Annotated in this window: 17 protein-coding genes; 9 read left to right on the plus strand and 8 right to left on the minus strand. The window is 72.4% G+C overall.

Going from position 1 to position 17,756, the window contains the following annotated elements; genetic code table 11:
* Nucleotides 1-13: 13 nt before the first annotated feature.
* The 4 genes from AB0B61_RS38545 to AB0B61_RS38560 all read left to right on the plus strand — a co-directional run bounded on the left by AB0B61_RS38545 (nucleotide 14) and on the right by AB0B61_RS38560 (nucleotide 4,853).
* Nucleotides 14-1,222 carry a mandelate racemase/muconate lactonizing enzyme family protein gene (locus AB0B61_RS38545; protein ID WP_358442982.1) on the plus strand — a complete coding sequence of 403 codons (1,209 nt, stop codon included), beginning with the start codon at nucleotides 14-16 and terminating at the stop codon, nucleotides 1,220-1,222.
* A complete protein-coding gene (locus AB0B61_RS38550) occupies nucleotides 1,219-2,289 on the plus strand; it encodes an alcohol dehydrogenase catalytic domain-containing protein (protein ID WP_358442985.1) in 1,071 nt (356 codons plus the stop codon). Before AB0B61_RS38545 ends, AB0B61_RS38550 begins: the two co-directional genes overlap by 4 nt.
* Nucleotides 2,290-2,325: 36 nt before the next feature.
* On the plus strand, nucleotides 2,326-2,901 hold the full coding sequence (locus tag AB0B61_RS38555; RefSeq protein WP_358442988.1) for a TetR/AcrR family transcriptional regulator: 576 nt from the start codon (nucleotides 2,326-2,328) through the stop codon (nucleotides 2,899-2,901).
* A 71-nt stretch (nucleotides 2,902-2,972) separates the two neighbouring features.
* Entirely contained in the window at nucleotides 2,973-4,853 is a 1,881-nt protein-coding gene (locus tag AB0B61_RS38560) for an alpha/beta fold hydrolase (protein ID WP_358442990.1), read from the plus strand.
* Nucleotides 4,854-4,939: 86 nt separating this feature from the next.
* Here the strand turns inward: AB0B61_RS38560 and AB0B61_RS38565 are convergent, their stop codons facing one another.
* Both AB0B61_RS38565 and AB0B61_RS38570 read right to left on the minus strand, forming a co-directional pair.
* Entirely contained in the window at nucleotides 4,940-5,317 is a 378-nt protein-coding gene (locus AB0B61_RS38565) for a DUF5335 family protein (RefSeq protein WP_358442992.1), read from the minus strand.
* Nucleotides 5,318-5,404: 87 nt separating this feature from the next.
* Nucleotides 5,405-6,112, minus strand: coding sequence for a hypothetical protein (locus AB0B61_RS38570; RefSeq protein ID WP_358442994.1), 708 nt, complete (start codon nucleotides 6,110-6,112; stop codon nucleotides 5,405-5,407).
* A gap of 104 nt (nucleotides 6,113-6,216) precedes the next feature.
* Between AB0B61_RS38570 and AB0B61_RS38575 the strand changes: the two genes are divergently transcribed.
* Nucleotides 6,217-6,828 (plus strand): PepSY domain-containing protein, encoded by a 612-nt coding sequence (locus AB0B61_RS38575; protein ID WP_358442997.1) that lies wholly within the window; start codon nucleotides 6,217-6,219, stop codon nucleotides 6,826-6,828.
* A gap of 61 nt (nucleotides 6,829-6,889) precedes the next feature.
* Here the strand turns inward: AB0B61_RS38575 and add are convergent, their stop codons facing one another.
* A complete protein-coding gene (add, locus tag AB0B61_RS38580; RefSeq protein ID WP_358442999.1) occupies nucleotides 6,890-7,864 on the minus strand; it encodes an adenosine deaminase in 975 nt (324 codons plus the stop codon).
* A 79-nt stretch (nucleotides 7,865-7,943) separates the two neighbouring features.
* Between add and AB0B61_RS38585 the strand changes: the two genes are divergently transcribed.
* The 4 genes from AB0B61_RS38585 (at nucleotide 7,944) to AB0B61_RS38600 (ending at nucleotide 13,273) form a co-directional block, all read left to right on the plus strand.
* Nucleotides 7,944-8,546 carry a TetR/AcrR family transcriptional regulator gene (locus tag AB0B61_RS38585; RefSeq protein WP_358443002.1) on the plus strand — a complete coding sequence of 201 codons (603 nt, stop codon included), beginning with the start codon at nucleotides 7,944-7,946 and terminating at the stop codon, nucleotides 8,544-8,546.
* Between the two features lie 82 nt (nucleotides 8,547-8,628).
* A complete protein-coding gene (locus AB0B61_RS38590; RefSeq protein WP_358443005.1) occupies nucleotides 8,629-10,683 on the plus strand; it encodes a condensation domain-containing protein in 2,055 nt (684 codons plus the stop codon).
* Nucleotides 10,680-11,465 (plus strand): alpha/beta fold hydrolase, encoded by a 786-nt coding sequence (locus AB0B61_RS38595; protein WP_358443008.1) that lies wholly within the window; start codon nucleotides 10,680-10,682, stop codon nucleotides 11,463-11,465. The genes AB0B61_RS38590 and AB0B61_RS38595 overlap by 4 nt, the downstream gene beginning before the upstream one ends.
* The gene (locus AB0B61_RS38600) at nucleotides 11,462-13,273 is read left to right on the plus strand and encodes a non-ribosomal peptide synthetase (RefSeq protein WP_358443011.1); all 1,812 of its coding nucleotides are present in this window, start codon (nucleotides 11,462-11,464) and stop codon (nucleotides 13,271-13,273) included. The genes AB0B61_RS38595 and AB0B61_RS38600 overlap by 4 nt, the downstream gene beginning before the upstream one ends.
* 67 nt (nucleotides 13,274-13,340) lie before the next feature.
* Here AB0B61_RS38600 and AB0B61_RS38605 read toward each other — a convergent pair whose 3' ends face one another.
* The 5 genes from AB0B61_RS38605 to AB0B61_RS38625 are packed head-to-tail and all read right to left on the minus strand — an operon-like array spanning nucleotide 13,341 to nucleotide 17,750.
* Complete coding sequence (locus tag AB0B61_RS38605; protein WP_358443014.1) at nucleotides 13,341-15,068, minus strand: class I adenylate-forming enzyme family protein; 1,728 nt, start codon at nucleotides 15,066-15,068, stop codon at nucleotides 13,341-13,343.
* The gene (locus AB0B61_RS38610) at nucleotides 15,065-15,676 is read right to left on the minus strand and encodes a hypothetical protein (RefSeq protein WP_358443016.1); all 612 of its coding nucleotides are present in this window, start codon (nucleotides 15,674-15,676) and stop codon (nucleotides 15,065-15,067) included. Before AB0B61_RS38610 ends, AB0B61_RS38605 begins: the two co-directional genes overlap by 4 nt.
* Nucleotides 15,666-16,835, minus strand: a complete 1,170-nt coding sequence (locus tag AB0B61_RS38615) for a beta-ketoacyl-[acyl-carrier-protein] synthase family protein (protein ID WP_358443019.1) — start codon at nucleotides 16,833-16,835, stop codon at nucleotides 15,666-15,668. Before AB0B61_RS38615 ends, AB0B61_RS38610 begins: the two co-directional genes overlap by 11 nt.
* Nucleotides 16,832-17,308, minus strand: coding sequence for a hypothetical protein (locus AB0B61_RS38620; RefSeq protein WP_358443022.1), 477 nt, complete (start codon nucleotides 17,306-17,308; stop codon nucleotides 16,832-16,834). Before AB0B61_RS38620 ends, AB0B61_RS38615 begins: the two co-directional genes overlap by 4 nt.
* Nucleotides 17,292-17,750: an acyl-CoA thioesterase gene (locus AB0B61_RS38625; RefSeq protein WP_358443024.1), complete on the minus strand. Its 459-nt coding sequence runs from the start codon at nucleotides 17,748-17,750 to the stop codon at nucleotides 17,292-17,294. The genes AB0B61_RS38620 and AB0B61_RS38625 overlap by 17 nt, the downstream gene beginning before the upstream one ends.
* Nucleotides 17,751-17,756: the final 6 nt, after the last annotated feature.

The following is a 17,756-nucleotide window of genomic DNA, read 5'->3' on the forward strand; positions in this document are numbered from 1 at the left end:
CCGTCCTGGAATCATGAGTACCCGAGCCGTCGTGAGCGGACTGGAGACCATCCGCTGTTCGATTCAGCCCAACGTGCTGCTGGTGCGGCTGCACACCGACGACGGGCACGCCGGCCTCGGCGAGTCGTTCTTCGGGGCCGAGGCGGTCGAGGCCTACCTGCACGAGACCGTCGCGCCCCTCCTCGTGGGCGCGCCGCTGCCCGGCCCGGAGCGGCTGCGCCGGCTGCTGACCGGACATGTCGGCTTCCAGGGCAGCGGCGTGGAGACGCGCGGCAACGGCGCGGTCGATCTCGCCGTGTGGGACCTGCTGGGCAAGGCCACAGGGCAGCCGGTGTCCACCCTGCTCGGCGGGCCTTTCCACGACCGCCTCCCGGTCTATAACACCTGCGCCGGCTCCTCTTACATCAAGAACGAGCCGCGCCAGGCCGTGTCCAACTGGGGGCTGGCGGCGGCGTCGGCGTACGACGATCTGCGGGGTTTCCTGGAGCGCCCGGCGGAGCTGGCCAAGTCCCTGTGGGAGGAGGGGTTTCGCGCCATGAAGGTGTGGCCCTTCGACCAGGCGGCCGAGCGTACCGGCGGCATGCGGCTGGACCGCGAGGATCTGCGGGCCGGCCTGCGGGTGCTCGACGAGATCAAGAACGCCGTGCCCGAGATGGAGGTCATGGTCGAGTTGCACGGGTTGTGGAGCCTGTACGCGGCCGTCGGGCTGGTGCGGGAGCTGGAGCGGTTCGCCCCGTTGTGGGTGGAGGACCCGTTGCGGTCCGACAGCCACGGCTCGTACGCGACACTGCAGGCATCGACGTCCGCGCCGCTGGCCACCGGCGAGACGCTGACCGGGCAGCGGTCCTTCCGCGGGCTGCTGGAGCGGTCGGCGATCCGGGTCGCGATCATCGACATGGGCTGGTCGGGCGGGCTCACGGAGGCTCGCAAGATCGCCGCGCTGGCCGACTCGTACGACATCCCCTTCGCGCCGCACGACTGCACCGGCCCGATCTCCTTCGCGGCGTGCGTCCACCTCGCCCTGAGCCAGCCCAACACGCTGATCCAGGAGAGCGTGCGGGCCTTCCAGCACACCTGGTACCAGGAGCTGGCGACCGGCCTGCCGCTGGTGGAGGATGGCTGGGTGAGCCTGGAGGGACGACCGGGGCTGGGGGTGGAGCTCGTCCCCGGCCTCACCGAACGCGCCGACGTCACCACCCGCCTGTCCGGGAACCGGCCGTGAGCGTGGTCCGGAAGCCGGTCGCGAGCAGGATGGCGGCGCTGCGCTGGTACGGGCGCGGCGACGTGCGGCTGGTCGAGACCGAGGTGCCCGCGCCGGGTCCCGGCCAGGTCCTGATCGCGGTCACGCTGTGCGGCCTGTGCGGCAGCGACATCGAGGAGTACCGGTTCGGGCCGGTCGTGGTGCCGGTCGAACCGCACCCCCTGACCGGCCGGACCGCGCCGCTCACCCTGGGGCACGAGGTCGTCGGCGTGGTGGCGGAGGCCGGTGCCGGAGTGAGCCTCGCCCCCGGCACCGCGGTCGTGCCGGACGTCGTGCTGGGCTGCGGCCGCTGCTGGTGGTGCGCCCGCGGCGACTATCCGCTGTGCGAGCGTGGCGCGGCGCTCGGCTTGCAGGACGACGGCGGCCTGGCCGAATACCTGGTGGCGCCGGCCGCGCGCTGCGTCCCGCTGCCCGATGGCCTGCCCGCCGCCGTCGCCGTCTTCGCCGAGCCGGCGGCCGTCGCCGTCCGCGCGCTGGACAAGGCCGGCGACGTGTCCGGGGCCGTGGTCGCGGTCGTCGGCGCCGGGGCCGTCGGCCTGCTGGTCGCCGAGGTGGCCAGGTGCCGGGGCGCGGCGACGGTCGTCGCGGTCGACCCCGATCCGGGCCGCCGCGCGCTGGCCCGGTCGTTCGGCCTGGTCGGCGTGGCGCCGGACGCCGCCCTCGCCGCCGTACGCGAGCTGACCGATGGGCGCGGCGCCGACGCGGTGGTGGAGAGCGCGGGGCCGGCGGCCGCGGTGGAGAGCGCGCTGTCGCTGTGCCGGCGCGGCGGGAGCGTGGTCCTGCTCGGCGTGTCGCCGGACCCTGCCGCCTTTCCCACGCTGGACGTGGTGCTGGGCGAGAAGCGGGTCGTGGGGTCTTCCTCCCACCGGTGGGACACCGACCTGCGGGCGGCGGTCGCCCTGCTGCACGGCGGGCAGATCCGCGTCGATCGGCTGCCCACGCAGACCGTGCCGCTGTCCCAGGCCGTGTCACGCGGGCTGGCCGATCCGCCGCGCGACATCGTGAAGACCATTGTTGGCATGGGGTGATTTGCGAATTATGCAGATCGGTCTATTCTCGGTGGCGTGGCGGTCAAGGGTGATGAGACGCGGGCGCGGCTGATCGAGGCGGCCCGGACGCTGGTGGAGGCCAAGGGCTATCACGGCACCGGGCTCAATGAGGTGCTCGCGATGGCGGGAGCTCCTCGCGGGTCGCTCTATCACCACTTCCCCGGCGGCAAGGACCAGCTGGTCAGCGAGGCCCTCACCGCCGCCGGTCGAGAGGTCGACGGCATCGTGGTCGAGCTGGCCTCGACGGCGCCCAGCTCCCGCGATCTCGTCAAGGCGCTGCTGGCGGCGCTGGCCGACCGGATGGTGGCCGCCGGCTACGCCAAGGGGTGCCCGGTGGCGACGGTGGCCTTGGAGGTCGCCGCGACCAACGACGTCCTGCAGCCGATCTGCGGTGACATCTACGCGGGCTGGCAGCGGGCGCTGGCCGATGCCCTCCGGGTCGACGGCCATGACGCGGCCGAGGCGGATGAGCTCGCGGCGACGGTGCTCGCCCTGATCGAGGGCGCGCTCGTGCTGGCCCGAGCCGGTCGCAGCCGGACTCCCATTGAGCAGACCAGCCGGCGCATCGCCAAGCTGCTCGGCACCGACTGAGCTCTTTTCGCTGAGGTTCGGGCGTTTTGCCGCCCACAGATTATGTAGATCGGTCTAGAGAGGAATGTGGGATGGACGAGACTTCGAGGAGCGTGCCGGACGCCGTGGTGTTCGGCGCGACCGGCTTCATCGGCAGGTGGACGGTGCTGCGCCTGCTGGAACAGGGCCGCACGGTCGCGGCCATCCTCCGCGACCCGTCACGGGGCCGCACGAACGCGAGCGCCTCAGCGGCTCAGGGCCGCACAGGCGCGGGTGGCGAAGGTGAGTTGCGCGCCTGGCTGCACGGTCATGGCGCGGACGCCGAGCGGCTCACGGTCGTGGCCGGTGATCTCACGAGCGGTCCGGGTCTGGCGCTGAGCGCGGCGGACGACGAGCGGCTCGCCGGGGTACGGGATGTCGTCAACGCCGCCGCCATCTACCGGTTCGGGCTGGGGCGCGAGGAGGCCAGGACGGTCAACGTCGAGGGCGCGCTCAACGTGCTGCGCTGGGCCGCGACCCGGCCCGGCCTACGCAGGCTGATCCACGTGTCGGGCTACCGGGTCGGGCTGGGCCCGCGGGAGCGGTACCCGCTTCCGGAGGCCGAGCTGGCGGAGCTCTACCGAGGCCAAGGGGCCTATGAGGGCTCCAAGACCGAGGCGGACGCCGCCGTACGAGTCGTCGCTGAGCAGTTGGGGGTCCCGCTGACCGTGGTGAACCCGAGCGCCGTGATCGGCCACTCGACCACGGGCGAGGCCGGGCAGTACATCGGCCTGGCTGAAGTCGTCCGCGACCTGTGGAACGGCCGGCTTCCCGCGCTGCCGGGAACCGCCCGTACGTTCGTGCCCGTGGAGACCGTGGATCATTTCGCGTCGTTCATGGCCGCGATCCCCGAGCACGACCCGAAGCCCGGCGGCCTGCACTGGGTACTCGACGAGAACACCCCGAACCTGCCCGACCTGGTGCGCCTGCTCGCGGCCCACCTGGGCGTACGCGCGCCGAAAACCCTCGTGCCGGTGGCCCTGATCCGCCGCCTCCCCACCGCGCTGACCGGAGCCAACCCCGAGACCCTGGCCTTCCTGGCCGAGGACCGTTACGACATCGCCTCAGCCGAGCGGGTCGCCGAGGCGGCGGGCCTCCGGCAGCCTCCCGTCGAGACCGCGCTGCGCCGCTGGGCTGATCGGCTGGTGGCGGACAGGTTCGGGACGGCCCCGGCCGTGCTTCCCGGTGGCTTCCACGACGTAGGCGGATCCCGTACCTACCTCGCCGGGGACAGAACCTCGCCCGGCTTCGTGCTCCTGCACGGACTCCCCCTCGACGGCGAGTCCTGGCAGGGAGTGCTCGGCGAACTGGACGGAGCACCGGCTCTCGTCGCCGACCTGCCGGGGCTCGGCCGCTCGGCCCCCACCTCGGCCAGCCCGCTGGCCTGGCTCACCGATCTGCTGGCGCCCGTACGGACCCGGCCCGTGATCGTCGCCCACTCCGCGGCGGCCGCACCGGCGCTCCGCTACGCCGCCGCCTATCCCGATCGCCTCAGCGGCCTGGTCCTCGTCTCCCCCTACTTCCTCCAGGAGGCGGCCCCGAGACTGCTCCGCACACCGGCGCTCGCCACGCCACTCCTCAAGAGAATCTCCGCCGACCGTCTCGCGGCCTCACTCCTCGGCGACGGCGATTCCCCGGACGAAGCCCGCCGGGCCGTCGCGAGCGCCGCCGCCCACCTGCACCGGCCTGGCGTCGCCCGCCGTACGGCCCGCCTGCTCCGGGACGCGAACCAGCCCGCCGAGCGCGCCGCTCTCCAAGCCCTGCTCAGCGAGACGGTCTCGGTCCACCTCGTTGCCGGGCAGCTGGATCCGCTGATCGCCGACCCCGGCCCGGCCACCGTCACGACCATTCCCGGCACCGGTCACCACCCGCACCTCACGCACCCCGCCGCCATCGTCTCGATCATGCGACGCGTCGCCGGGGCGCCGGGCTGAGGTCACAAGGTCGCAGAGGCGTCGGGGCGTCGGGGCGTCAGGCTGAGGTCACAAGGTCGCCGGGGCATGGGGGCGTCGGGCTGGGGTTATGAAGTCGGCGCGCCGCTCCACACCGCGGGCTCATGGAGCATGATGATCGTCTGCGTGCCTTCCGCGTCCACGATGTCGAAGGCCCGGGGCATGTCGGGCGCCACGGTATCGGCGAGTATCCGCTGCGGCCGCTGGATGAGATGAGCGAGCACCACCGGATACCGCCCATCCCGCCCGCCTATCGCCACGGTGAAGATGTCGTCCTTGTCGTCGTACTCGAGATAGGCGAGAGGGAGCTTCTCGGCCTGCATGAGATCGCCGAACGTCCGGCTCAGCACCTCGACGGTCACGTCCGAGCCTTCGTACTGCCTTGACAGGTTGTCGAAGAACTGACGCCATTCCTCGCGCGGCAGCTCGGGTCGCTCCTCGGTCATCTGACGGTTCCTTCCCTCCGGATACGGCCCGCGATCCTCTCCATACTGGTCGGACCGTACGCGCTCGCACATCACACGGTCGGGTAGTCAGCCTCTGTTCTGACGAGCCGCCCGCAGCAGCCCGGTGAGCAGCGGATGCGGCTGTTCCGGTGTCGATCGGGCCTGCGGCACGAACAGGGTCGCCACGTAAAAGGGATGTCCGGGAAGCTCCAGCACCCGCGCCTCCTGCTCTCCATCGACGCCGGTCACCCGGAACCCTCCGTCGTGCAGGGTTCGCCGGTGGCCGGGCTCCAGGCCGAAGTTGCAGTAATACTGCTCCTCGACCTCGGTGAGGCCGTACAACTCGGCCGCCCGTGAGCCCGCCACGAGGCTGACGGGCATGGTCTTGCCGACGAGCGAGCAGGTCAGCGCGCTGACGAACAGGTCCGAGGCGTACGGGTCGTACTCGGCGTGCTGGGCGTCCTCGAACCCGAGCACGTGGCGGGCGTACTCGATCACCATGTGCTGGAAGCCGCCGCAGGTGCCCAGCGTCGGGACGCCCTGCTCGCGGCCGTGACGCAGGGCGGCGACGGCCCCGTTCAGGCTGCGGTACGGGCTGCCGGGCGCGCACAGCAAGGCGTCGGCGGCGTGTACGGCCGACAGGTCCTGTTCCAGCGGCTCGGTCGCCTGCCACTGGACCTCGATCTCGATCCCCAGCTCTGCCGAGGCGTGACGCAGCGCGTCGTTCGTGGCCGTGTGCGTAGGGAATGTCGGGTCGAAGTCGCCCACGACGGCGACGATCAAGGAAGGAGCCATGGCGCCCACTATCGGACACGGCAAGCCGGAAAGCCAAGTCCGCGCCGCGGCGTCGGCCATGTCGTTCACACCGTTCTACCTGCGGAAATGATAAGTGTCGCCCTATGACTAAAACGATCATCGGGGGCGCTCTGGCCGGCGCGGCGCTGCTTACGGCGACCGCCTGCGGGGGCGACGCCCGTCAAATGACCGAGCAGTTCGGCGCTTCTCCCACGCCGTACATCGCCGCCACCGAGTCGCCCAAGTACGGCGCTCACGCCGACTCGCAGAAGCGCTCGGCGGTGAAGAAGCTGGAGGAGGTGGGAAAGGCCGCGATGAAGGCCGTGCCCGGCTCGACGCTCGTCGCGATGGAGACCGAGGAGAACGGCAACCTCTGGGAGGTACAGGTCGTCGACGACAAGGGCATCGAACACCAGATGGACGTCGAATCGGACACCACCAAGGTCGTCAGCGGCCCACGGGCGGAGGACGACGAGAACGCCGACGACAAGGCCCGCCACCTCGACCGGATCAAGTCCGCCAAGCTCGACTACGCGCAGGCGGCGGCCAAGGTCCTCGCGGCCGTGCCGGGCGGCCGCATCACCGAGATCAACCTGGACAGCCACCGGGACAAGATCGTCTGGGAGGTGGACGTGGTGCCGCCCAACGGGTCCAAGCAGGACATGACGGTGGACGCGAGCGACGGCGCGGTGACCAAGGACAGCCACTCGGACTGATCGGGTACGCGAGCGCTGACCGCACCCCGACGGTCAGCGCCGGCGTAGGACACGCGGCGGGTCATCGACCCGAGCCCGCGTCCGCCAGGTCCGAGTCCGCCAGCCAGGCGTCCACCCCCGCCCGCATCCCCGCCTTGAGCTCCTCCCCCGCGAACGACGCGTCGATCGAGGCCCGGGCGAACCCGGCCAGCTCCGCGTCGTCGTACCCGAAGACCTCCCGCGCCAGCGCGTACTCGCCGGCCAGGTCGGTCTCGCCGTCGGTGTTGAGCGTGACCGCCAGCCCCGCCGCGCTCAGCCGCCGCAGCGGATGCTCGGCCAGGCTGGGCACGACACCGAGCAGGACGTTCGACGTGGGACAGACCTCCAGCGGCACTCCGCGCTCCCGCACTTCGGCGACCACCGCCTCGTCCTCCAGGACGCGGACGCCGTGTCCGATCCGCTCGGCGTGCCCGATCGCGAGCGCTTCGCGGATGCTCTCCGGCCCGCCGAACTCCCCCGCGTGGTGCACCAGGCGCACCCCGGCGTCCCTGGCCGCGTCGAGCACCTCCGCGAACGGCGCCACCGGGTGGCTCTCGTCACCCGCCAGCCCGATGCCGATGACCGCCTCGTAACGGGTGGCCAGGCGCAACGTCTGCCAGAGCCGGTCGACGGAGCGGCGCCGGGAGTGGTCGAGCAGCACCCGGCACTCGATCCCGTAGCGGCGCGACCCCTCGGCCAGCCCGTCCAGCACCGCCTCCAGCGGCATCTCCGGCGCGCCGAGCCGCTCGCCGTGCGCGGCCGCGGTGAACGACACCTCCGCGTAGCGGGTGCCCTGGGCCGCCTCGTCCTCGCAGAACTCCAGCGCAATCCGCCGGAAGTGCTCGGCCGTGAGCAGCCGCCCGCGTACCAGCGCCCGATGGTCGGCGAACTCCCGGAACGTGGCGAACGGCCCGCCCCGCCCGGCCGGCCCGCCGAACTCGCGCGAGGTCTCGGGGCGTACCGTGCTCTCCAGGTGAACGTGCAGGTGGGCTTTGGGCAGCAGCCGTACGTCTCTCACTGTCAGCACCCTAGATGGGGAAACGGACAGACCGCATCTCGATTTGGATATTGACTGACTAGTCAGTCATAATGATCTTATGTCCCCCAGGACGGTCGACAAGGCCGCGCGACGCAAAGAGATCCTCACCGCGGCGGTGCGGGTGTTCGCCCGCAAGGGCTTCGCCGCCACCCGCATCGATGACATCGCCGCCGAGGCGGGCATCGCCAAGGGCAGCGTCTATCTCTACTACGACAGCAGGGACGCGCTGCTGGAAGCCGCCTTCGAAGGCTACCGGACCATGTCGGCCGCCATCTTCGACCGGGCGCTCAACGGGCGCGGGCCCGCGCTGGAGCGGCTGGCCGAGATGGTACGCGAGGTGCTCGGCGTGCTGACCGCGCGGCGCGAGCCCGCCCGGATCATGGTCGACCTGTGGGCGGCCTCCCGTGACGCGGAGGGCTCGCTGGTGGACATGGCGGCCGTCTACGGCGACGCGCGGGCGGTGATCGCCGAGCTCCTGCGCCAGGCCGGGAAGGAAGGCGTGCTGCGCGAGGGCCTGGACGAGCGCCACGCGACCGTCATCGTGGGGACCATCGAGGGCTGCCTGCTGCAGTGCCTGGTGGATCCCGGGCTACCGGCGGCGGAGCTGGCCGAGCCGATCATCCAGATCTGCCTGGAGGGGCTGCGCCGACCGGCCGCTTGACAAGCCCGGAGGGCTGATAGAGCCTCCTTGCAGAGATCTCCGGTACACCAGCCACTTCGCCTCTCTCACAGGTGAGGAGACGATGCCGGACGAACACGAGCCGATGCCGTCGCCCGCACAGCAACGGCTGTGGTTTCTCCAGCAGCTCGCGCCGGATTCGCCGCAGTACAACGTCTTCCGGGGCTACGAGCTGCGCGGGCCGCTGGACGTGGCGGCGCTGCGCCGGGCCCTCGGCGCGCTGGCCGACCGGCACGTCGCGTTACGCATGAGGTTCCCCGCCGACGGCGGGGTCGCCCGCGCGGTGGTGAGCGGCACGCCCTTCGACGTCGAGCTGCCCAGCACCGATCTCGGCTCGGAGCCGACGGCGACCGATCTCGGCTCGGCGGCGGCGACGGATCTCGCGGGAGAACCCGGCTGGGAGGCGGCGGCGGATCTTTCGGGCGAGCGTGGCTGGGAGGCGGCGGCGACGGAGTTCGCCCGAGTGTGGTCGGCGCGGCCGTTCGACCTCGCGCGGGACGACCTGATCCGGGCCCACCTCCTTTGCGTCACGCCCGATCTGCACGTGCTCCTGCTGTGCGTCCATCACATCGTGATCGACGGCTGGTCGGTGCCGATCATCGACGAGGAGCTCGGGCTGCTGTACGCGGGCCGGCCCCTCGGCCCGCCGCCGGCCGGCTACCTCGAGTACGCCCGGTGGCAGCAGGAGTTGGCCGGTTCCCCCGCGGCCGAGCGGGTGCTCGCGTACTGGCGGCGGCGGCTGGCGGGCGCGCCGGAACTCATCACGCTGCCCGCCGACCGGCCGCGGCCGAGGATCCAGGACTTCCGCGGCGGCCTGCTCGTCAAGCCCGTGCCGGTGGACGTGACCGCCACGCTGCGGTCCTTCGCCGCGGCGCACCGGGTCACGCCGTACACCGTCGCCTACGCCGCCTTCGCCGTCCTGCTCGCCCGCTACGCCCGCGCGAGCGACCTGGTGATCGGTGTGGTCGTGGCCGGGCGTTCGCGGCCGGAGTTCGCCGGGACGGTGGGCTTCTTCGTGGGCACGCTGCCGGTACGGATGGATCTGTCCGGGGATCCGAGCTTCCTCGCGGTGCTCGGGGCGGCCCGCGAGGCGCTGTTCGACGCCTACGACAATGATCTGCTGCCCTTCGACGTCCTGGTCGACCAGCTGTCCCTGCGGCGTGACCCCTCGTACATCCCGCTGCTCCAGGTGATCTTCCAGATGCTGGTCACTCCGGCGTACGGCACCGAGACGCGCTGGGGCGACCTCGCCGCCCGGCTCTGGGGCAGGGACGTCTCGCAGCCCGCCACCCGCTTCGACCTGGAGGTACACCTGCTGGACCAAGCCGAGGACGACATGGTCATGGAGGTCTCCTTCAACGCCGACCTGTTCGACGAGGAGACGGTCGCGGGGCTGGCCGACGACTACGTGCGGGTGCTGCGCCTTCTGTGCGGTGACCCCGATCAGCCGGTGTCCGGGGCGTACGCGCTGCTCGGCGGGGGTGCGAGGCAGGCTCAGGTGTCGATCCGCGACGAGCACGGGGTGTCGTTGCCGTACGGGGTGCCCGGCGAGGTCTGGCTCGACGGGACGTCGACCGGGCTGCTCGGTCGCATGGGGGCCGGCGGCGGGCTGGACGTCCTGGGGAGTACGGACGGCGAACTCGTGGTCCGCGGCTGCCGGGTGCCGGGGGAGGTGATCGAGCGGACGCTGCTCGACGAACCGTCGGTCGCGGCGGCCGAGGTGTCGGTGGGAGACGACGGCGAGCTCACGGCCCGCCTCACCGCCGTACCTGGCGGGACCCGCCCGGGTCGGCCCGAACTGCGCGCCCGGCTCCGTCGGCGGCTGCCCGGCTTCCTGGTGCCAGGCACCTTCCTCTGGAACGACGAGCCCTCCCCCGCCGAAGCCCCGACCCCGACCGCACAGGACCTGACCGCACCGACCTTGATCACACCGGATCTGGACGCAACGGCCGCGAATGCATCGGACCTGGACGCACTCGGCCTGACCGCAACGGGCCCGAGCGTGTCGGGCCCGGCCGCGCCCGTTCCGGACGAGCCGATGGTCTTCCCTGCCGCGCCGGTTCCTGGCGAGCCGCTGGTCTTCTTCGTGGCCGCCGAACCACCGGGAGAGGCTTCGTGAGCACGTCAGCGGCGGAGGCCTGCTTCTGGACGCCGCGCCGCAGACCCGGCGCGGCGCTGCGCGCGGTCTGCTTCCCGCACGCCGGCGGTGACGCGCTCTCGTACGCCTCCCTCGCCCGCGCGCTGCCCGAGGACGTCGAGGTCCTGGCCGTGCGGATGCCCCGTCCCGGCGACCGGTCCGGACCCGCCGTGACCGATCTCGCGACATTCACCGCCCGGATCGCGGCCGCGCTCACGGACGTGCCGCCGCCGTACATGGTGGTGGGCCAGAGCCTGGGCGCCCTGCTCGCCTTCGAGACGGCCAGGGCGGCACCGGGTACGCCCCCCACGGCCTGCCTGTTCATCTCGTCGGCGCCGCCGCATCGCTGGGCGGAGACGCTCGACCTCTACGCCGCGAACGGCGCGGACCGGGCGCTGCTGTCCTACCTGCGTGACAGTGACGGCGGTGGCGCTGGCGACGGAGGCGGAGGCGTGAGCGCGGTGCTGGAGGATGCGGCGGTGGAGGCGCTCGTGCTCCGGGATCTGCGGGTGGATCTGCGGCTCTTGCAGGGGTACGCCGCATCCGTGGAGCCGCGGCTCACCTGTCCGGTCCGCGTCCTGGTGGGCGCCGAGGACCCGGCACTGTCGCCGGCCGACGTCACCGCGTGGCGCCGCTACACGACCGGTACCTGCTCGGTCGGGTCGGTGCCCACCGGCCACTTCGTCGTACGGCAAGGAGAGGCTTTCGTCGTCCAGGAGATCACCCGCGTCGCCGCCGCGGGACTCACCGCCGAGGGAGAATGATGTTCGACGCGGAGATCGGCCAGCGGGTCGCGGAACACGCCGCCCAGGCCCCCGGCAGCCCGGCGGTCGTGTCCGCCGAGGGCGTCCTGACCTACCACGGCCTGGCCACGCGGATGGAACGCTACCGTGAGGCGCTGATGGCGGCGGGCCTGCGCCCGGGCGACGTGGTGGCGATGGCGCTGCCAGACGGCGCGACCGGCATCGCCGCGATGCTGGCCGCGTTCACCGCCGGCACCGCCTTCGTCTGGCTCGACGAGGACCAGCCCGCCGCCCGCCACCGCGCGATCCTGGAGGACTGCGGCCCGACGGGCCTGGTGACGACGCCGGCCGGCGCGGAACGTGCGGCAGGGTCGCCTCCCGCGGTGGTGACCGTCCAGGGCGACGGGGCGGCGGTCGTCTCGGCCGCGCCGTCCGGGCCGCGAGCGGAGACGGTGCCGCGGGACACCAGCTGCCTGGTCTACACCTCGGGCTCCACGGGCCGGCCCAAGGGCATCGTCCAGCGCAGCGGGAACCTCCTGCACTTCGCCCGCTGGCTCGCCTCGGAGACGGGGCTGCGCCGCGGATCGCACATGCTGCAGCTGGCCCGCCTCAGCTACGACGCCGCCTACCTGGAGATCCTCAGCGCCCTGGACGCCGGTGCCGCGATCGTCATCCCGCCGCCCACGGTCAAACCCGACGGCGCCTCACTCCTCCCGTGGCTGGACGGCCGCGAGGTGACGCACGTGTTCTGCGTGCCCACGCTCATCCGCCGCCTGCTGCTGGCCAGGGAGAGCGCGGGCGAGCCGCCCGACCTCGGTATGCGGGCGGTCAGCCTGTACGGGGAGCCGCTGCACAGCTCCACCGTGGATCAGGTACGTGCTCACTTCCCGGGGACGGCGGTCTACAACATGTACGGCCCGGCCGAGACGACCGTGGCGACGTTCCACCTGGTCGAACCGGACTGCGCCGGGGACATCCCCATCGGCCGGGACATCCCGGGAGTGGAGACCCTGCTGCGGGCAGCCGACAGCACTTCGGGTGCTTCGGGTGCTTCGGGTGCTTCGGGAGCTTCGGGAGCTTCGGATGACGAGGGAGAGGTCTGGATCAGGACCCGGTTCCTCGCCCGCGGCTACCTGGGACGGCCCGCGGAGACCGCCGCGGTCTTCTCGGCGAAGGACGAGTCCGGCCTGCGCACGTACCGGACCGGAGACCTGGCGCGCAGGCGGCCCGACGGCGCGCTGGTGTTCCTCGGCCGCCGCGACCATCAGGTCAAGATCCGGGGCGCCCGCGTCGAACTGGCCGAGATCGAGGCGGTACTGCGGGCCGAACCAGGGGTGGCGCAGGCCGCCGTCGGCGTCTTCAGCGACGAGCAGGGCACCGTGCACCCCGCCGCCTATCTGGAGCCGGTCTCGGCGGCGAAGGTGGATGTGCGGGTCCTGCATCGTCACCTGGCATCCGTCTTGCCCGCGTACATGGTGCCCGCCGCGTACGTCATGCTCGACAAGCTACCCCTCACCGCGACCGGAAAGATCGACCGAAACCGGCTGCCAGACCCGAACACGCTGACCTCGGGCACCGGCGCCCGGGGAGCCTTCGAGACAGAGACCGAGCGGCGGCTGGCGGCGATCTGGCGCGAGGTGCTCGACCGCGAGGAGCTGGGCCCCGACGACGACTTCTTCGAGCTGAAGGGCCACTCCCTCATGGCCGTCCGCATCGCGGCGGCGGTGATCGGAGAGTTCGGGGTGGAGATCCCGGTGCGGGCCGTCTTCGAGCACCCCACCGTGCGCGAACTGGCCGCCTACATCGACGAGGAGCCGTCGCGCTCATAGGCAGCCGTCCCACTTATGGGCGGCCCTCTCACTAATAGGCGGCCTCCTGCATCGATGAGGAGCCGACTCACTTGTAGACGGCCTCCTGCGCGGGGATGCCCCGGATCCGGCAGGGACGTTCGGCGCGGAGCAGGAAACGGTACAGCTCGGCCCGAACGCGCCGAACCGCGTCATCGGTGGCGTCGCGCATGTACAGCTCCAGGACGAACCGCTGCCCGTCGTGCTCGACGTGCTCATCGTCGCCCGCGTATCTACCGCGCCGGCCGTCACCCGCGTATCTGCCGCGCCCGTCGTCGCCCGCACGCGTACCGTGTCCGTGTTCACCGGTGTACGTGCCACGCCCGTCGTCACCCGCGTGCCCGGCTCGGCCGCCGGGGCAGGGGCGGGTGGTCGCGGCCACGACTCCGGGAAGCCCCATGGCCAGGCGACGCACCGACGACAGCGACACCTTGACCCCGTCCACGACGCACGAGTCCCCCATGCGACCGGCGAAGTAGAGATAGCCATCCGAGTCGAGACGGAACAGGTCCCCGGTAGCGATCTGCCCCGGAGCGGTACGTCGGTCGAGAGCACGACTGTCGGTGACGATCTGCCCCGGAGCGGTACGTCGGTCGGGAACGCGGCCGTCGGTGACGATCTGCCCCGGAGCGGTAGAGGTGTCGCGAGTGCGGCCGTCGGCGACGCCGACCCGCCGCACGAGCACGGTGTCGGAGGTCACCAGCAACTCCCCCACTCCGTCGCGTACGTCGCGTAGGGACATCTCAACGCCGGGCAGCGGGCGGCCGACCGAACCGTGCCGGTGGGCGGGTTCACGATGCGCGGCCAGGGTGCTGACCCGCGGTCCTGCCTCGGTCAGGCCGTACGTGATGTACACCTCCAGGTCGCTCCGCGCCTGCACCAGCGCGGTGACCTCCTCCGACGGCAGGGCGTCGCCACCCACGGTGAGCATGCGCAGGCCCCGGGGCGGCTCGCCGGGCACCAGGTTCCGCAGCAGGAAGGGGGTCAGCGAGGAGCTCGTCACGCCGTGGCGGCGCACGGCGTCGAGGTAGCCCCGCTGGCTGAACGGCGGCCCGGTGACCACCAGACGGGCGCCCGTGACCAGGCCCGCCAGCGCCTGGGCCACCAGGGCGTAGGAGAAGTTCAGCGGCAGCGTGACCAGCATCGTGTCATCGGCCCGCAGCCCGACCGCCCCGGCGTGCCTGGCGGCGTTCCGGAACAGAGACGAGGCCCGGTGGAGGCAGCCGCTGAAAATGCCGGAAGTCCCGGATGTCAGGATGATCACATGGCCGGGATCGTGGTACTGCCAGGGACCGGGGAGCGCGGCGACGGCCGTACGGCCGAAGCGCCTGACCTCCGTACCGGGAACGGCCCTGCCGTACGGGGCGACCAGCAGACGGGCACCGAGACGGCGAGCGACTTCCACCAGGCGACTCGCGGGCATGGCGGGCGGGACGGCGACGGGCACCGCCCCGCCGTGCAGCGCACCGAACAGGTACCGCAGCAGCGCCGTCCCGCTCGGCAGGGCGAGGACCACGACGTTCCCCAGTCCATCGGTCCCGAGCTGATCGGCCGCCAGCCGGTCGGTCCGAAGGCGATCCGACCCCAGACGATCCGCCCCCAGCCGGCCGGTCAGCTCAGTGAACAGCTCGGCGATGGCCGCGACAGGCGCTGACGAGCCAGGCCCCGCCCCGCCACCGCTGCCACCGCTGTCAACGCCGCCGTCGACGTCAACGGCGCGCTCGGCAAGATAGGTCTCCACCTCGCTGAGCGACAGGCCCAGGTCCTCGGCGCTCATCGCGGACCTGGGATCCGGCCGTCCGCGCTCTGGTCATCGGGTGCCGGGGCCAGGATGCGGGCGGTGGCGGTGTGGTGGCCGTTGTTCGCGCTGTGCTCGGCGACGGCGACGTAGCGGCACTGGCCGGTCGCCAGCCAGCCGGCCGCGATCAGCGCCACGATGGGCCCCGCGCGCTCCGGCGGCATGCACACCAGCAGGCTGGGGCCGCGGAAGCCGAGCGTGATGCAGAGCAGGCCGGCGAGCGAGCCGGGGTTCGCGCCGGCGAAGCGTAGCGGGGAGACGCGGCCCCGGGCGGCCGTGTCGGCGACCGAGCGCATGGTGTGGCGGCTGCCGTGGTCACTGACGGCCAGCGCGCCGATCTCGGCCGCCCGCCGACGCACCACCTCCGGCGCCCAGGCCAGCGCCGCCTCGACCGCGGACACCACGAGCCAGGCAGCCGGGTCGGCATAGAAGGAAGCGGTCCGGCGCCCAGCCGCCGCCAGGTCACCGGTCTCACGCAGCCCGTGAGCCACGGTGACCAGGCCGGGGCGATCCCCGTACGTGCCCCGCTCTCCAGGCGGCCGATCACGGTACATCCCGTACTCCCCGGGCGGCCGATCACCGTACATGCCGCGCTCCCCGGATGAAGGCCAGGCTCGTGATGAACCCGCCGAAGCCGAGCGTCAGGCTGAGTCCCGCTCCGGGCCGCAGCCCGCTCGGCCGACCGGCGGGGACCGGAAGGGGGAACCCCTCCAGCACCTCCGCCAGGCCCGCGACCGGCGGCACCGTGCCATAGTGCAGCGCCAACACGACCGCGATGGCCTCCAATACGCCGGTGGCGCCGAGGGTGTGCCCAAGCGCCCCCTTCGTGGCGAACACCACCGGCGGCACCGCGCACCCGGCGAACAGCCTGGTCAGGGCGGCCGACTCGGCGGCGTCGTTGACAGGGGTACCGGACCCGTGGGCGTTGATCACGGCGATGTCGTCCGGGGCGATCCCGGAGGCGGCCAGGCAGCGCCGTACGGAGAGGCCGACGCCGCTGCCAGCGGGGTCGGGCGCCGTCATGCCCGCTCCGTCGTTGGCCGCTCCCGTTCCGGCCAGCACCGCGTACGGCTCGGCGCCTCGGGCGCGGGCGGACTCCTCGCGTTCGAGTACGACGAATCCCGCGCCCTCCCCCAGCAGCGTCCCGTCGGCCCGGCGATCGAACGCGCGCAGCCGGGTGGGCGACATCGTGCCCAGTACGGTGTGCGCGAGCCGCTTGGCCGGCGTGACCACGTCGGCCGCGCCGCACACACTCACCTCGGCGACCCCCGACCGGATCACCTCGGCGCCGACGGCGATCGCGTCGGACCCGGACGAACAGGCCGTGCTGACGGCGATGGGCGGCAGCCGCAGCCCTGCGGCGGCGGCGACATCGGCCGCCCACTGGTAGAGGTCCCCGTCCTCATCGTCCAGATGTGCCCCGAAGCTGGTGCCCAGCACGGGGTACGGGTCCACCGCCACGCCAGGGACGGCCCCGGACGACCCGCCAACGTCCGACGAGCGGGGCATGAGCCCGGCGTCGGCGAGCGCGCGCGACAGCGTGCTCTCCGCCAGGGCCCGCTGCCGTGACGACGGCTTCAGCTCCGGCGACGGGTCGAACAGGGTCGCGGCGAGCGGGTTGCGCAGCCGGTGCTCCGACGGTACCTCCCGGAACCCGTCCTCCCCGTCGAGCAGCCGCTTCCACACCCCGGCCAGGCTGTCGCCCAGGGCGGTGGACCAGGCCATCCCGGTGACCCAGACGTTCACCACAGCCGCCGCCCGAGCTGCTCGACCGTGACCCGGATGAGGGAGCCGCGGAAGGCCGCCACCCGTTCGCCGTCCACGGTGGCCCGGCAGGAGAAGTGGAAGGTGTTGCCGATGATCCTGTCGCTGCGTACGTCGAAGATCACCTGGTCGCCGACCACCACGATGCGGTGGAAGCGGCTGTGCGCCGAGCCGATGAGCGTGAGCTCGTCGTCGGCCAGCTTCGACGTGCTCATCTGGTAGAGGATGATGCCCGACTGGGCGATGGCCTGGACCAGGTGGCTGCCGGGGTAGATGCCCCGCTCGGGGAAGTGCCCGGCGATGGCGTCCATGGTGCCGGACACCGACAGCATGCTGCGCAGGTACTCTCCCGGCGCGTAGTCGAGCACCCGGTCGATGTAGATCATGGGGTGGCGGTGCCGCAGCCACTGCTTGATCTCCGTGAACCCCAGGGTCGACTCACCCGTCTCGGCCATCGGCCCTCTCTTCGCTCAGCTGGGCGCGCAGCGCGGCGCGTAAGGCGGCGGGCAGCGGCGCCGGACTGCCGTCGGCCGCGTTGACCAGGCACAGCACGAGCGTGCCCGAGGCGAGCAGCGGTCCGGCGCCGTCGTCCGGGCGGTCGGGCAGGCGGCGTACCGTACCGGAGACCCGCCAGGAGGCCCCGCCCACATGGTCGATGTCGGCGCGTACCTCGATCCGGTCGGGGAAACGGGCGGCGGCTCCGTAACGCATGCGCAGTTCGGTCACGGCCGGTTGCAGCTGGTGCTCGCTCATCAGGCGGGTGCCGACGCCCATCGCCTCCAGATCCTCCAGCAGCGCGGTCTCGATGAGCGAGGCGTAGCGGGTGAAGTGGACCACCCCCGCGGCGTCGGTGTCCACGTGCTCGACACGGCGGCGAAGCGGACGCGGCCCACTCATCGGCCC

This window comes from Nonomuraea sp. NPDC049158, from assembly GCF_040648335.1.
In the GTDB taxonomy this organism is placed as follows: Bacteria; Actinomycetota; Actinomycetes; order Streptosporangiales; family Streptosporangiaceae; genus Nonomuraea.